11 protein-coding genes and 2 tRNA genes are annotated in these 15,792 nt (G+C 56.7%); 7 read left to right on the forward strand and 6 right to left on the reverse strand.

Annotation, left to right across the window (positions count from 1 at the left end; genetic code table 11):
* Nucleotides 1-73 precede the first annotated feature (73 nt).
* Nucleotides 74-724, reverse strand: a complete 651-nt coding sequence (locus ACDI13_RS05845) for a site-2 protease family protein (protein ID WP_316990985.1) — start codon at nt 722-724, stop codon at nt 74-76.
* Between the two features lie 151 nt (nt 725-875).
* A complete protein-coding gene (locus ACDI13_RS05850) occupies nt 876-1,502 on the reverse strand; it encodes an L-threonylcarbamoyladenylate synthase (protein WP_316990984.1) in 627 nt (208 codons plus the stop codon).
* Between the two features lie 194 nt (nt 1,503-1,696).
* Between ACDI13_RS05850 and ACDI13_RS05855 the strand changes: the two genes are divergently transcribed.
* The 4 genes from ACDI13_RS05855 (at nt 1,697) to paaX (ending at nt 4,962) form a co-directional block, all read left to right on the forward strand.
* Nucleotides 1,697-1,772 (forward strand) — tRNA-His (locus ACDI13_RS05855).
* Between the two features lie 366 nt (nt 1,773-2,138).
* Complete coding sequence (locus ACDI13_RS05860) at nt 2,139-2,369, forward strand: hypothetical protein (protein ID WP_316990983.1); 231 nt, start codon at nt 2,139-2,141, stop codon at nt 2,367-2,369.
* A gap of 4 nt (nt 2,370-2,373) precedes the next feature.
* Entirely contained in the window at nt 2,374-3,843 is a 1,470-nt protein-coding gene (locus tag ACDI13_RS05865) for a phospholipase D-like domain-containing protein (RefSeq protein ID WP_316990982.1), read from the forward strand.
* 159 nt (nt 3,844-4,002) lie between these two features.
* Nucleotides 4,003-4,962 carry a phenylacetic acid degradation operon negative regulatory protein PaaX gene (gene paaX / locus ACDI13_RS05870; protein WP_316990981.1) on the forward strand — a complete coding sequence of 320 codons (960 nt, stop codon included), beginning with the start codon at nt 4,003-4,005 and terminating at the stop codon, nt 4,960-4,962.
* Between the two features lie 130 nt (nt 4,963-5,092).
* Here paaX and ACDI13_RS05875 read toward each other — a convergent pair whose 3' ends face one another.
* From ACDI13_RS05875 to ACDI13_RS05885, 3 genes are all read right to left on the reverse strand, one after another.
* On the reverse strand, nt 5,093-6,811 hold the full coding sequence (locus ACDI13_RS05875) for a cation acetate symporter (protein ID WP_316990980.1): 1,719 nt from the start codon (nt 6,809-6,811) through the stop codon (nt 5,093-5,095).
* Nucleotides 6,808-7,116 (reverse strand): DUF485 domain-containing protein, encoded by a 309-nt coding sequence (locus ACDI13_RS05880; RefSeq protein ID WP_249461313.1) that lies wholly within the window; start codon nt 7,114-7,116, stop codon nt 6,808-6,810. The genes ACDI13_RS05875 and ACDI13_RS05880 overlap by 4 nt, the downstream gene beginning before the upstream one ends.
* 214 nt (nt 7,117-7,330) lie before the next feature.
* Nucleotides 7,331-7,407, reverse strand: a tRNA-Arg gene (locus ACDI13_RS05885).
* A gap of 266 nt (nt 7,408-7,673) precedes the next feature.
* Between ACDI13_RS05885 and ACDI13_RS05890 the strand changes: the two genes are divergently transcribed.
* Nucleotides 7,674-8,975 (forward strand): phospholipase A, encoded by a 1,302-nt coding sequence (locus ACDI13_RS05890; RefSeq protein WP_372372862.1) that lies wholly within the window; start codon nt 7,674-7,676, stop codon nt 8,973-8,975.
* Nucleotides 8,976-8,980: 5 nt separating this feature from the next.
* Here ACDI13_RS05890 and ACDI13_RS05895 read toward each other — a convergent pair whose 3' ends face one another.
* Nucleotides 8,981-9,934 carry a LysR family transcriptional regulator gene (locus ACDI13_RS05895; RefSeq protein WP_372373095.1) on the reverse strand — a complete coding sequence of 318 codons (954 nt, stop codon included), beginning with the start codon at nt 9,932-9,934 and terminating at the stop codon, nt 8,981-8,983.
* 127 nt (nt 9,935-10,061) lie between these two features.
* Here ACDI13_RS05895 and ACDI13_RS05900 point away from each other — a divergent pair, with 127 nt between their 5' ends.
* A complete protein-coding gene (locus tag ACDI13_RS05900) occupies nt 10,062-13,619 on the forward strand; it encodes an indolepyruvate ferredoxin oxidoreductase family protein (protein ID WP_316990977.1) in 3,558 nt (1,185 codons plus the stop codon).
* 238 nt (nt 13,620-13,857) lie between these two features.
* On the forward strand, nt 13,858-15,747 hold the full coding sequence (locus ACDI13_RS05905; RefSeq protein WP_316990976.1) for an LTA synthase family protein: 1,890 nt from the start codon (nt 13,858-13,860) through the stop codon (nt 15,745-15,747).
* Nucleotides 15,748-15,792 lie beyond the last annotated feature (45 nt).

Genomic DNA, 15,792 nt, shown 5'->3' on the forward strand with positions numbered 1-15,792 from the left:
ATGAATCTCCGGGTTTAAGGCCCTATAGCCCAAAAAAAATATGACTCACAAGTTTAACGGATAAGCCGTTAAATCATAAGAACCATTTCAATATGCCTTCGCCCAGTGCAATCAAAGGACTCATCAGTGTCCAGAGCACACCGGTAAACATCAGCAAGATCAGAATGATCATGCCGTAAGGCTCGATACGAGAATAATGATAGGCCCAACGGTTAGGCAATAGACTAAATACAATGCGCCCACCGTCCAAAGGCGGCAAAGGCAGCAGATTCAGTGCCATCAAAACCAGGTTGACCTGCACACCGGCCACCGCCATGCCCATCCAGAAGCGGCTGTCACCCTGACCGATCTTGACCATCAAATGGGCATACAGAACCCACAAAATAGCCATCATCATATTGGAGGCCGGGCCGGCCAAGGCAACCCAGAGCATGTCCCGTTTGGGATTGCGCAAACGCCCCCAATCCACAGGGACGGGTTTGGCCCAGCCAAACAGAATACCGCCCATGCCCATCATGGCGCTGGAGAGCAAAAGAACCGCAGGCACCACAATGGTCCCGATAGGGTCAATGTGACGCAGTGGGTTCAGGCTGATGCGACCGGCCTGCATGGCCGTAGGGTCGCCAAACATACGCGCAACATAGCCATGAGCGGCTTCATGCAGCGTGATGCCGAAAATGACAGGCAAAGCATAGACCGTCAAGGTCTGTATAAAAGAGTCCATGGTGATCCTTGGGTCCGGGCCGTGGGTCTATTCACAATAGGCTAAGCCACCCACACGCAACCCGTCTGATTGGGACAGCGACTGCTGCCCCAAGGTTCAGAATTGAAACACGGATACGCACTTGGACGCGAGTTTTGTGTCAGTCAGGGGGTCAAGACAGGCCCAAGGTAGAGGGATCACCAGAGCCTCGACGCAACACGTCGGGCGTGGGTCCCGTCAAATCGATGACGGTAGTGGCCTGCAAAGGGCACGGCCCACCATCGACAACCGCCGCCAGTTGATGGGCGTAACGGTCCAGAATGTCCTGGGCATCGTTCAAGGGCTCGTCTTCGCCGTCGGGAATCAGGGTGGTGGAAATCAGAGGACTGCCCACTTGCTCCATCAAGGCCAGGGCCACTTTCCGGTCGGGCACCCGAATACCAATGGTTTTGCGCGAAGGATGCGACACACGGCGCGGCACTTCCTTGGTGGCTTCCAGAATAAAAGTCCACGGGCCAGGGGTGGCCATTTTCAGCAGTCGATACTGCGGGTTGTCCACTTTGGCAAAGTGGCTGATCTCAGCCAGATCACGACACAGCAAGGTCAGATGATGACGGTCATCCAAGCCACGCAAACGACGCAGGTTGTCAGCCGCTGACTTGTCATCCAGACGAGCAACAACGGCATAACTGGAATCGGTAGGAATGGCGAGCAGCCCTCCTTTAGCCAATAGTTCTGCTGCTTGAGCCAATGCGCGGGGTTGGGGGTTTTCGGGATGAACGACGAATAATTGAGACATTTCGCGCTTCCTTGCTATTACGAGGGGAAATCATTAAACCTGAGTCACGCCGTGACCGGCAAGACCGAAGCAGGGCTCAGGGTCGGCGTATTCGTGCATGGGTGTTGCATTATTTAAAAAAAGCATGCTAGAATAAATTTTTTACTTCGCAGCCACTTTAAAGTAGGCCTGAAGCAAAAAAGCAGTAAATAGTGGTGACCGTAGCTCAGTTGGTAGAGTCCCGGATTGTGATTCCGGTTGTCGTGGGTTCGAGCCCCATCGGTCACCCCAAAAAATTTACCGCTTCCAAAGTTTTGCAAATCTCCTTAAAAGATGTCAAAGCTAGGAACTGGAAAAACATACTTGAAAGCCCGCCACTCTGCGGGCTTTTTTGCGTTTGTTCATCGTAGCAAGTTTGGCGCCTTCGCACATCCCCACACCCACCCAGGCAGGACAATAAACTGTGTTTGATTGTGAAACCCTTGCCTGCCTTGGCTGGCTCCGGCCGCCCCGCACTTCAAATTAGCAAGCCCGCACGTCAAACGAGTCGCCCCCATCAAACGCCTGACGTTTCGGCCCGTACCGTCTGTAATAGAAACTGGCACAAAACCACACTTTCTTATACTCTAATCTGTCCCATTTTCTGGAAGTTTGCTGATGACACTCGGTTTCCCCTGCTGGGATCAGGCACCCGCCCATTGGGACTGGCTGGCACAAGATGAAGACGGTCAATGGTTTTGGTATGGCGTCCAACCCTCGCCCGGCATAGGAGGTGGCGTCTGGCGCGCGCCCTCACGTCTACAGCAATTTGCCGCCCAGGGGGAGCCCAACCCTTCCTGGATGCACAGCCTTTACCAACGTCCAGACCTACCCGACCGTAGTCATTGACCCCATGCAAGAGCATCTGATACATCTACGCTCCCTGCTGCACGATTACTGGCCACATCTGGCTCTGGCGCTTAGCGTGATACTGGGTGCGTCCGCCGCCATTCACGCCGCCATGACCAAGAACGATGTGCGCGCAGCCATCAGTTGGGTGGGTGTCATTATCATGTCGCCGCTACTGGGGCCATTTCTGTATTTGATCGCGGGTATCAACCGCGTACGCAGACAAAGCCTGCTGGAACAAAGTGCGGATGTGTTCTATGAACAGGTCACGTATCTACACCCCCCCGTCTCGGACATTGGCGCCCTGGCCGGCGCACCGTTTCGCTCTTTGCAAACTCTGGGGGACCGCGTCAGCCGCAGCCAATTGCGTAACGGCAATAATGTGCGCGTGCTGGTCGGTGGCGATCAGACCTATCCCGCCATGCTGGAGGCCATTGAGCAGGCTCACAGCACCATTGCCCTGCAAAGCTATATCTTCGATAGTGACCGCCTTGGGCGCGAGTTCGTCAGCGCCCTGTCTCGTGCCCATCAACGTGGCGTGCAAATTCGAGTGCTGGTCGATGCCATTGGCGCGAAATACTCGCGCACACCGATTGTGCGATTGCTGCGCCGCGAAGGCATACGTTGCGCCCTGTTCATGACCAACCCGCTAGGCTTTTTACGCATGCCCTACGCCAATCTTCGCAGCCACCGCAAACTGCTGATTGTGGATGGTACGGTCGGCTTTACCGGCGGCATGAATCTGCGTGAGTCCTTTATGGCGCAGTACAGCGATGGCAAACCGTCCCAGGACACCCACTTTCGCCTGGAAGGCCCGGCTGTCATGCAGTTGCTGGCCTCTTTCCGGCACGACTGGCAGTTCACCACGCGCGAGGACCTGTCCCCCGCCTATTGGCATGCCAGCGCCACACCCGCGCCTCGGCCCCATGTCCCCGCCCGTTGCATTGCCTCTGGGCCCGATCGCTTCATGGCCAGCACCCACCATATGCTGCAAGGAGCGTTTGCCATCGCCCAACGACATATCCGTATTCAGTCCCCTTACTTTCTGCCCGACCAGATCCTGCTGGGGGCTTTGAATACCGCTGCTCGCCGCGGCATCCAGGTGGATATCGTCATCCCTGGACAAAACAATCTGCGCCTGGTCAATTACGCCATGACAGCCCAGTTGGATCAGGTGCTACGCGCCGGCTGCCGAGTCTGGCGCGCGCGTGGCCCCTTCAACCACTCCAAGCTCATGACCATTGACGGCGCCTGGTCCTATATTGGTTCGTCCAATCTGGACCCGCGCAGCTTGCGTTTGAACTTCGAGCTGGATGTAGAAATCTACAGCCGCGACACGGCCCGCCAAATCCAGAACCTGATTGATCTGGAGATTGAAGAAGCCGAGGCTGTCAGCCTGGAATCCTTAAATTCAATTGGTTTTAGCAAACGCTTGCGTAACCGCCTGATCTGGCTAGCCAGCCCCTATCTGTAGCGTGTATGCCCATGAAACGACAGCAAGCGCAAGGAAAGCCCTTGGCTTGCACAATCTTTCAATCCGCTTGCGTAGCCACCCCGTATAATCAGACGCTTAAACGGTCAACACAGACAGGCGTGCCGTTCCCATACAGCTATGAGCGCCTTTAAAAAAACAATGTCCGAGCTTTCTTATTCCGACCTGGCCCAATGGGCCACCCACCATCTGGAACACCGCCCTCCCCGTGCCAAGTCCCTGGTCATGACCTTGTTTGGCGACGTGATTCGCCCCCATGGCGGCAAACTCTGGCTAGGCAGCCTGATTCAGTTGCTGGCCCCTTTCGGAATCAGCGACCGGTTGGTGCGCACCAGTGTGTACCGACTGGCCGAGGAAGGTTGGCTAAGCGCACAACGCGAGGGCCGACGCAGTCAATACACCCTGCGTCCCGAAGCCAGCCAACGCTTCGAGCACGCATACCAACGCATTTACACCCCAACTTATCTGGCCTGGGATGGGCAATGGACGCTGATCTTCAGCATGCCCAGCCTGATGATGAACTCCAAGCAACGCGCCGACCTGCGCAAGGAGCTGCTGTGGGAAGGGTTTTGCGCCCTGTCACCCACCGCCTTCCTGCACCCAAATCCGGATCACACCATTCTGGATTACATCTTGCAGGCTACCCAGGCTCAATCACTGGTCTATGTGGCGAAGCTGGAACCCTCTCAACTTCCCCAAACCCGCCCCCTGTCTCAACTGATTCAGGACAGTTGGGATCTGGCCCAGGTGGCCAGCGGCTACGGACAGTTCATTCAGCGTTTTGCGCCTGCTTTGAGCATGCTGGAAGCGGGGCAGGACTACAACGACGAGCTTGCCTTTGTGATTCGTACCCTGTTGATTCACGAGTTTCGCCGTATCCAGTTGCACGACCCCCAACTACCCATTGAGCTGCTGCCCGCGGGCTGGGCTGGCAAACAGGCGTATGAGCTATGTCGGGATGTGTATCGCTTGGTGTGCGCCAAAGCCGAACGCTATATTCTGTCCACCTTGCGGGCCGAAGACGAGCAGGCACCTGAAGCGGCAGCCTACTTTTATGAACGCTTTGACGGTCTGCCGGTTCCATCCGAGAGTCAAACCTAAGCCCGACACCTGAGCTTGCGGACTGACGCAGGAACAAATAAAACCCCTGGTGTGATTCAAGTCACACCAGGGGTTTTTGTACGCTTTCCGGATCAGGCTTAGGCGCTCAGGCCCAGCCTGTCAGAGCCGATTAGTGCGCAGACGCCGCTGCAGCACCTACACCCGTCTCGGAGCGCACAGACTGAGCCTCAAAACCGGCACGATCAATCTCGGCGCGAGCACTACGATCAGTGATCGAGAAGAACCAGATCGCCACGAAAGCCAAGGGCATGGAGAACAGCGCCGCCGACGCATACGGGAATGGAGCCGTGCCAGCAGGATTACCCAACGTGGCTTCCCATACCGAAGGCGAGAGCAAGGTCAGCAGCAAAGCCACGATCAAGCCCAAAAAGCCGCCTATTGTCGCGCCACGCGTCGTGCAACCTTTCCACATAATGGACAGGAACAGAACTGGGAAGTTAGCCGAGGCCGCAATCGCGAAGGCCAGTGACACCATGAAGGCAATATTCTGTTTCTCGAAAAGAATACCCAACAACACAGCAATCACGCCCAGAACCAAGGTTGTCGTACGCGATACACGCATCACTTCCTCGTTCGTGGCCTCGCCTTTTTTGATCAGTGTGGAGTACAGGTCATGCGACACAGCCGACGTACCGGAGAGCGTCAAGCCAGCCACCACAGCCAAAATCGTGGCAAAAGCAACCGCCGACATAAAGCCCAGGAACACGTCGCCACCCACAGCATCGGCCAAATGCACAGCGGCCATATTGGTGCCACCAATCAACACTCCGCCCTCTTCAAGAAAGCGAGGGTTGGTGGACACCAGCACGATAGCGCCAAAGCCAATGATGAAGGTCAGGATGTAGAAGTAGCCAATCCAGGTGGTTGCCCAAAATACGGATTTACGTGCCTCTTTGGCATCAGGCACCGTGAAAAAGCGCATCAGGATGTGTGGCAAACCAGCGGTACCGAACATCAAGGCCATACCGAAGGAAATGGCACTGATCGGATCCTTGATGAAGTTACCAGGCCCCATGATGGCCTGACCAATTGTAGAGGCCTCAACCGCATCTTTGCCGGCAGCGATAGCGGCATCGGTCTTGACCTGTACTGCCGCTGCAAACAGTTTTTCCGGTGAAAAACCATATTGCGCCAGTACCATGATGGCCATGAAAGAGGCACCGAACAGCAGCAGCCCAGCCTTGATGATCTGCACCCAGGTAGTCGCGGTCATGCCACCGAACAGCACATAGACCATCATCAACACACCCACCAGCACCACGGCTACCCAGTACTCCAGGCCAAACAGCAGCTTGATCAACTGGCCCGCACCGACCATCTGCGCAATCAGGTAGAACAGAACGACCACCAGCGTGCCCGAAGCGGCAAAGGCACGGATAGGCCCCTGACGGAAGCGATACGCAGCTACGTCGGCAAAGGTGAATTTGCCCAGGTTACGCAGCTTTTCTGCCAGCAGGAACGTAATGATGGGCCAGCCGACCAAAAAGCCGATGGAGTAGATCAAACCGTCGTAACCATTGATCATCACCGCAGCCGAAATACCCAAAAAGGAAGCCGCAGACATATAGTCACCGGCAATAGCCAGGCCGTTTTGAAAGCCTGTAATACCGCCACCTGCCGTATAGAAGTCAGAGACCGACTTGGTGCGTGCAGCCGCCCATTTGGTGATCCACAAGGTCGCCACCACAAAGGCTGCGAACATACCGATCGCCGTCCAATTGGTCGGTTGTTTTTGCAGCTCGCCCAGGTCGCCACCTGCCGCCAGCAAGGCGGGACTGGTCAGCATCAGGCCCAACACCAGACCGAAACGAAGATAAGAACGCTTCATTTACGCACCTCCTCAAGGACTTCCTTGGCCATTTGGTCGAACTTGGTATTGGCACGCCAGACATAAATGCCTGTAATCACAACCGCCAAAACAATGACGCCAAAACCAATAGGAATACCCAAGGTCATGACGCCTTCACCCAAGCGCATGGCAAACAATTCCTTGTCGAAAGCGATAATGCCGATATAACTGTAATAGGCCACCAACATGATGATGGTGAGTATCCAACCCAACCGCAACCGGGTCTTGACCAGATTCTGATAGCGAGGATTGGCCGTTATCCGACCTACAAGGGGATCTTGCATAGTTTGTCTCCGCATTGTTCTGAACGCCTTATTTCGCTGGCGTATCTTATGAACCGGCTCAACCCGAGGAGGCTGAAAACGGCGCTATGAAGACGCCTGCCGACGTCTATGCGGTGAACATTAGAGCCCGACACTTACACCATACTTACTAATTGTGCTGCCTCAGGGTTATGCCTAGGAGCACAAACAGCGCAAGCAAAAAGGGGAATAAGGTTGGCGCGGGTGGAGGGGTTCGAACCCCCGGCCCCAGGCTTAGAAGGCCTGTGCTCTATCCAACTGAGCTACACCCGCCAGGTGATGGTGGCATCGTCAAAACAGCCGACAACGCAAGGTCCTGATGCAAAGGCCCGGCAAGCGCCGGGACCCGTTTCAAGGCTATGTCGTCACAAAACGAGCTTGAAAAGGACAAACGAATATTCTAGCCTGAAAATCTGTTTTAGATAAGCAGCACTCTGGCCAAAGTGTCAATACTGTAAGAAAAATAATTATAGATAGTATTTTTAGTCGCAAATGGTACAGTCGTGTACGGATTAACTTGTTTTCCTGGATTTTTCTCCATGCCGACCAAGAAGAAACTAAGTAAGCACTCTTTAATACTATCGGCCCCCCTTCTTATCTTGAGCGCAATCCTGAATACCGCACAGGCCGGTATCAGCTATCAATTGCGCCAAGTACAGGCCAGTTCTGGTGAAACCGTCGATATTGACGCCATCGTCTACAACGACACGGGCAGCCTGATGAGCTGGACGGCCCCGCAAAACCTGGTTTTGCAGTGGCGCGACAATAACGGCAACGTCATCCGCAGCCTTGCCGAACTGGTTAACACGCGGCCCAGTGCATCCATCCCAACCAACAACTTTACAGCCTACAGTTGGCGCGCCGTGGTCCCCAACGGCTTGACCGGTCTGCAAGCCGTCAATATTGAAGGTGAGCGTGTGATGTTGGCACTGGACACCAACCCGGAGGGCCAAAGCCCGATTACCTCACAACCGGCTGATGCCGCCGTCGTGAACGCCGGGGCTGGCCATGATCGCCGCGCCATTGACCCCGCCCTGCCGTATGCCCAGGCTGTAGCGGCCGGGGCGCAACGTGAAGGCCCGGCCATCAATAACGGGCAAGGTCTGAAACCTGCCAGCTCCAGCTTCGAGAAATTCAGCAATGCCATCTCGGCCCACGACCCGACCTACTTTATTGGCGGCAGTAAAGGCGGAACAAACGCTCGCTTCCAGTTAAGCTTCAAGTACCGTTTGCACTCGCCACAAGATCCTGGCAATCCGAAATTCTACGATCACTTCTACATTGGCTATACGCAAACCGCACTGTGGGATCTGCACGCCGACTCCAAGCCCTTTGTCGACACCACGTATCGTCCCAGCTTTTTCTGGCGCAAGGACTCCATCTGGGAATCCGAGCAAAAACGTCTTTTCATGGGTCTGGCTACTGGCTATGAGCACGCCTCCAACGGCAAGGCCGGTGAGGACTCCCGCTCCATGAACGAGGTCTTTATTCAGCCCGAGTTCAACTACCGATTTGATCATGGCGCGACCCTTACGTTCGCTCCCCGCATCAAACACTATGTATTCATAGGTGAAAATGCAGACTGGGCTCACTATCGTGGCCGCTACGACTGGAAGATCCGCTATGCCCAAGACAACGGTCTGGTGCTCTCAGGCATGTACAACAAGGGTACGGGCAGCCGCAACACGCACGAGTTCTCGATTGCCTGGCCACTGAACCGCACCCCTTTGAACATGAATGGCTACCTCTACGGTCAGTACTTCTCGGGCTACGCGGAAACCATGCTGGGTTACCGCGACCGTTCTTCGCAATTCCGTATCGGCTTGGCCCTGGTGCCATAAACCCGCTACAGCAAGCCCCCACCGCGCCGGCTTCCCATGCCGGCGCGGGCCATATCATGATCACAGGCCTGGATCAGAAAACGCTGGAACAAGGCCACCAGACCTTGCGGCTCACGTTCTTTGGGCCACAGCAATCCCACCTCGACAGACTCAACCGTGTCGTTAATGCCGATCGCGTGAATACGTTTGCCTTCCAGAGACCAAGGACGGTAGACCATATCGGATAGAATCGTCACGCCAAAGCCGTAAGCCACCAGACCACGTACCGCCTCCAGGGAACGAGTCCGCATCGCCACCCGCTCCGGAAAACCAGGGCGCCCCCAGTGCCGCTTGGCCGCCGTATCAGCATCATCCACCGTCAAGAAAATGTAGGGATAGTGATTGATCTGCTCCAACGACACACTGGACTCATTGGCCAGAGCATGCTGATCCGACACCCATAAGCGCCGGCGGGAACTGCTCAGACGATGGTGTCCAAACAAGGCCAAATCGGTAATATTCGACAAAATAGCAACACCCAGATCGATGCGCTCGTCCTGTAAGGCCGCCTCCATGTCGGGGCGTTCCATGTCGACCAGTTCAATGTCGATATTGGGATAGCTATGCTTGAAGCGGCTGATCAGGTCAGGCAAGAAATAGCCCAGAACCGTATAGCCCGCCGCCACCCGAATCTGCCCCTCGATATTCTGCCGCCGCAAATCTGCATGGTTCAGCGCATCGCTGACCGCATCAAGCACGTGATGGGCGTGGTGAAAAAACGCCTGTCCCTGTGGCGTTAGCTCCACACCGTGGGGCAGGCGTTCAAATAAAGCCACATTCAACTGACGTTCCAGACTTTGCACTGCATTGCTGATGGCCGACTGCGAGACATTCTCCGCCTGGGCCGCCGCAGAGAACTGTCCGCTGACCGCTGCAGCAATGAAATAACGGAACTGTCTCAAGGTCACTTCGTGTTTCATAGCCATCCGTTTTTCAGATATCAGGTACACGTAAATTTGATTTTACGATAACAAAAAGCTGCCCTAGACTAAAGAACAAACGACAACAACTTGCACGAAAACCATCCTTCTTGCAGGAGACAAACTCATGAATGCCCCACTCAACAAACCTTACAAGGCCATGTTGGAATCGGTGTCCCTGGATGACAAATACACTGTCACCAAGGGCCGCGCCTACATGAGCGGCACCCAGGCTCTGGTGCGCTTGCCCATGTTGCAAAAAGAGCGGGACCGGCGCGCCGGTCTGAATACGGCTGGCTTTATCTCTGGCTACCGGGGCTCCCCATTAGGGAGCGTAGACCAGGCCTTATGGCAAGCCAGCAAACACCTGAAAGAACACGACATCGTGTTCAAGCCCGGCCTGAACGAAGACCTGGCCGCGACCGCCGTCTGGGGTAGCCAGCAAACCAATCTGTACCCCAGTGCCCGCTTCGACGGCACTTTTGCCATGTGGTACGGCAAAGGCCCGGGTGTGGACCGTTCCATGGACGTGTTCAAGCATGCCAACTCGGCCGGCAGCGCCCGTCACGGCGGTGTGCTGGTACTGGCCGGTGACGACCACGGCGCCAAATCCTCCACGGTGGCCCACCAATCCGATCACGTTTTCGCCGCCGCCGGTATCCCCGTGCTGTACCCGGCCAACGTGCAGGAATACCTGGACTTCGGCCAGCACGGCTGGGCCATGAGTCGTTTCTCCGGTCTATGGGTGGCCTTGAAATGCGTCACCGAAGTGGTGGAGTCGAACGCCTCGGTCGATCTGGACCCGGACAGCCTGAACATTGTCCTGCCCGAGATCGAAGACATGCCCGCTGATGGCCTGAACATACGCTGGCCCGACCCGCCGCTGGCGCAAGAAGCCCGCATGATGAACCACAAGTGGTACGCCGCTTTGGCTTATGTGCGTGCCAACAAATTGAACCGCGTCGAGATTGATTCGCCCGACGCTCGCTTTGGCATCATGACGGCCGGTAAAGCCTATCTGGACACCCGCCAGGCATTGGCCGATCTGGGCCTGTCCGACGAGCTCTGCGCCGAGCTAGGCATCCGACTATTCAAAGTGGGCTGTATCTGGCCCCTGGACGGGCAGGACGCCCGCCAGTTCGCAACTGGCCTATCCGAAATTCTGGTGGTAGAGGAAAAACGCCAGATTCTGGAATACGCACTGAAAGAAGAGCTGTACAACTGGCGCGATGACGTACGCCCCAAGGTCTACGGAAAATTTGACGAGACCGAACACGGTGGCGGCGAATGGTCCAGCTTGCGCTCGCCCTGGCTGCTGCCCCCTCAAGGTGAACTGTCTCCCGCCATCATTGCGCGCGCCATTGCCCGCCGCTTGTGCACCATGGACATTTCCGAGGAGCTGCAAGCCCGCATCCAGGCCCGTTTGGCCATTCTGGACGCCAAGGACCGCGAGGCTCGCATGCCGCGCGTCAGCGTGGAGCGCAAGCCCTGGTTCTGTTCGGGCTGTCCGCACAATACCTCCACTCGCGTGCCCGAAGGCTCACGCGCCATGGCGGGGATTGGCTGTCACTACATGACGGTCTGGATGGATCGCAGCACCTCCACCTTCAGCCATATGGGTGGCGAGGGTGTCGCCTGGATTGGTCAACAACCCTTTACTGATGAAAAACACGTCTTCGCCAATCTGGGCGATGGCACGTATTTCCACTCGGGGATTTTGGCAATTCGAGCCTCGATCGCCGCCAACTCCAATATCACCTACAAGATTCTGTATAACGATGCCGTCGCCATGACAGGGGGCCAGCCCGTAGACGGAATCCTGAAAGTCACGGACGTCATTGCCCAGGTCCATGCCGAGGGTGCCCGCAAGATCGTGGTGGTCACCGACGAGCCCGAGAAATTCAAGGGCGTTACCCTGGCTGGCAACCCGCCTGTCTATCACCGTGACGAGCTGGACCGCGTACAGCGCGAGCTACGCGAAGTGCCTGGCACCACCGTCCTGGTCTATGACCAGACCTGCGCCACGGAAAAACGTCGTCGCCGCAAAAAAGGAACGTACCCGGACCCCGCCCTGCGCGCCTTTATCAATGACACGGTCTGTGAAGGCTGCGGGGACTGCTCGGTCAAGTCCAACTGCTTGTCCGTCGAGCCGCTGGATACCCCTATGGGCTCCAAGCGTCGCATCAACCAGTCCTCCTGTAACAAGGACTTCTCCTGTGTCAATGGCTTCTGCCCCAGCTTTGTCACCCTGAAAGGAGCACAAGTACGCAAGCCAGAAGCAAAAGGTCGCTCACTGGAGTCCTTCCATCTGGCCGATCTGCCTCTGCCCAAACTACCGGATCTGGACAAGACTTACGGCATTCTGATCGCCGGTATCGGTGGCACCGGCGTGGTGACGGTGGGCGGCCTGCTGGGTATGGCCGCTCATATCGAGCAAAAAGGCGTCAGCGTTCTGGATATGGCCGGCCTGGCACAGAAAGGGGGTGCAGTGCTGAGCCACGTGCAAATTGCACGCCAGCCCGATCTGCTGCACGCCACCCGCGTGCCTACCGGCGAGGCCTCCTTGCTGATTGGCAGCGACGCCCTGGTCAGTGCCTCCACGGATGTACTGAGCCGTGTCAGCCGCGACCGCACACACACCATTATCAATACGGCGGCCAGCCCAACCTCGGACCTGATCGGTAACGCACACTGGAAATTCCCGCTGCAAACGGCCTGCACCGATATTGAAAATGCCGTCGGCAAAGAAATCCGCTATCTGGATGCCAATGCGCTGGCGGTCCATGTCATGGGCGACGCGTTGTACGCCAACCCCATCTTGCTGGGTTACGCCTTCCAGCGCGGCTGGATTCCCCTGCACATGGACAGCCTGCTGCGCGCCATTGAGCTGAACGGAGTGGCCGTCAAAGCCAACCGTGAAGCTTTCCAATGGGGGCGTCTGGCCGCTGAAAAAGGTATCGAAACCTTGATGGAAGGGGCCACACCCAAAGCCCGTGCCGTCTCTTTCCCGGAAAGCGTGCAGTCCCTGATCAAGCGCATGGAAGAGCACCTGACAGCCTATCAGAACCCAGCCTGGGCCAAACGCTATCGCGATGCCATCAACAAGATCATGGAACGCGAATCGCGTCTGGATCAGGACAAGGCTCTTCCCCTGACTCGCATCGCTGCCACCCAACTGGCCAAGCTGATGAGCTACAAGGACGAATATGAGGTGGCCCGCCTGTACACCGACCCGGTCTTCCTGGACAAGCTACGCGCCCAGTTTGCGGGTGAACCCGGCAAGGATTACCAGATTGAGTACCATCTGGCTCCGCCCCTGCTCGGTCGCAAAAACAGCCAGGGTCAGCCAGTCAAGAGCAAGTTTGGTCCTTCAACCCGCCACTTGTTCAAGATTCTGGCCGGTCTGCGCGGTTTACGTGGTGGTGCTCTGGATATCTTTGGCTACACCCAGGAACGCCGTCAGGAACGTCAGAACATTGAAGACTATCTGGCCGACCTGAATGAAGTCAGCACCCATCTGGATGCGGACAATATGGAAGTAGCCCTGCGCTGGCTGAACTACCCCGATCTGATCCGTGGCTACGGCCATGTCAAGGATGCGGGCCATGTCAAAGCCTATGCCCAGCGTGAACAACAACGCAACCAGTTCCGTTCCCGCACCGAACCCAGCCAACGCGTTGCCTGAACCTGCCGCCGGCCCTGGGCAAGGGGCTGGCCCCCTAGCTCCTTCTTAACAGCAGGCTGCCTTTCCAAGCAGCCTGCTTTTTTTCGTCTTTACACCCTGAGCCGGGATGCAGCCACGCTTGCCTGAGCAGCCCAGGCATTTGGCAAGATAGTTTGCCCATTAAACTGACATACAATCGTGCAAGTCGATGTCAGCGCCACCGTCCGTGGCAATCAGGTCGACTCAGGACCACTTTCTTATGCGCCATCTTGTTTACGTTTTTATTCCTTCAGCCCTGATTTTGCTGACAGCATTCAGACTGGCCTTTGCGTTATGGCAATGGCCCCGTGTGCGTCAGGCTGGAGATCTGCTGCCCATTCTGATTGGCGGCTTGCGTATCGACGCCCTGATGATCGCCGCGCTAAGCGCCCCCGTGGTCTTGCTGGCCCCCTGGGTAGGACATTACCCGGTGATGACGACAGTCGCCGCCCTCTGGTTTACCTTCGCCTGGTTCCTGCTGACCTTGCTGGAAGTTTCCACACCCCAATTCATTATTGAATACGACACGCGCCCGAACCGGCTGTATGTGGATTACCTGAAACACCCTCAGGAAGTTGTGGGCATGCTCTGGAAAGGCTACAAGCTGATGATAGGCATTGCCCTGATCGGTCTTGGGCTGATTGTGTATTCGGGCTGGTCTATCTTTGGACGCATCGGCCCGGATCCCGTCATGAGCTGGTGGCTGCGTCCCATCTGGATGCTGGTGGGAGCCGCCCTGTGCGCGCTGGCGATACGTGGCACCTTGGCCCACCGTCCCATCAACCCCTCTTCGGTGGCCTGGAGCAGCGACAGCATGCTCAACACCCTACCCTTGAACTCGCTGTACAACGTGGCCTATGCCATCTACAGCATGAAAAATGAGCGTTCTGCCGAGGACATTTACGGCGGCATGGATGCCGCAGAAATGAACCAAATCGTGCGCGATGCAGCCACGCTGCCTGCCGGCCCCGACTCTCTACCTACCCTGCACCGTCAAACACCTGCACAGAAACGCGAGCGCAAACCCAACCTGGTCCTGATCGTGGAAGAGAGCCTGGGCGCGCAATATGTCAGCAATCTGGGCGGCGCCAATCTGACACCCGAGCTGGACAAGCTGGCGCAAACAGGCTGGAACTTCCGCCGCGCCTACGCAACCGGCACTCGTTCGGTACGGGGTCTGGAAGCGGTTTCCGCCGGTTTCCCCCCAACCGTAGCCGACGCGGTGCTGCGATTGCCCGGCTCGCAAACTCGCTTCTTCACCCTGGCCCAATTGCTCAAGGAACAAGGCTACCGCTCGCGCTTTATCTATGGCGGCGAGGCCCACTTTGACAATATGAAGAGCTTTTTCCTGGGCAACGGTTTTGACGAGCTGTATGAACAATCCAGCTTTGAATCACCCGAGTTCGTCGGCACCTGGGGCGCCAGCGACGAGGACATGTTCAACAAACTGCACCAGTTGCTTGAGCAGGACACGGAACAGCCCACCCTGACACTGGCATTCTCCGTCAGTAATCATTCACCCTGGGAGTACCCGGCTGGCCGTATCCAGGTCGAGGGCGACCCTGCCACCGTAGAGAACACCGTACGCTACGCGGACTGGGCCATTGGCGACTTCTTCAAGAAAGCGCGCGAATCCGATTACTGGGACAACACGGTGTTTTTGATTGTGGCTGACCACGACTCGCGCGTGGGCGGTGCCAATCTGGTGCCTTTGCGTCACTTCCATATTCCCGCCCTGATTCTGGGCGCAGGCGTGCCCAACCGCCAGGACGAACGCATTATCAGCCAGATCGACCTGGCTCCCACCTTGCTGTCCCTGATGGGCATTGAAAGCGAGCACCCCATGATCGGGCGCGACCTGACCCAGCAGGACAGCGACCGGGCCATGATGCAGTACTTCGAGAACTATGGCTATTTGAAAGGCGACATCCTGACCGTGCTGATACCACACCTGCCGCCTTGTCAGTATCGCTATACCGCGCCGGACAAGTACGAGCCGCTGGAACAAATAGACGAAGTGCTGGCCAAGGAAGCCCTGGCCCACGTGCTCTGGCCGAGCTGGGCGTATCACGAACAGGCTTACACCCTGCCCCACCTGCAAAAACGCTAGAACCGGGGGCGCAGGGCTTGACGAAACCCTGCGTTCAGTCTATTA

Origin of the sequence: Alcaligenes faecalis (genome assembly GCF_041521385.1) — a bacterium.
In the GTDB taxonomy this organism is placed as follows: domain Bacteria; phylum Pseudomonadota; class Gammaproteobacteria; order Burkholderiales; family Burkholderiaceae_B; genus Alcaligenes; species Alcaligenes faecalis_E.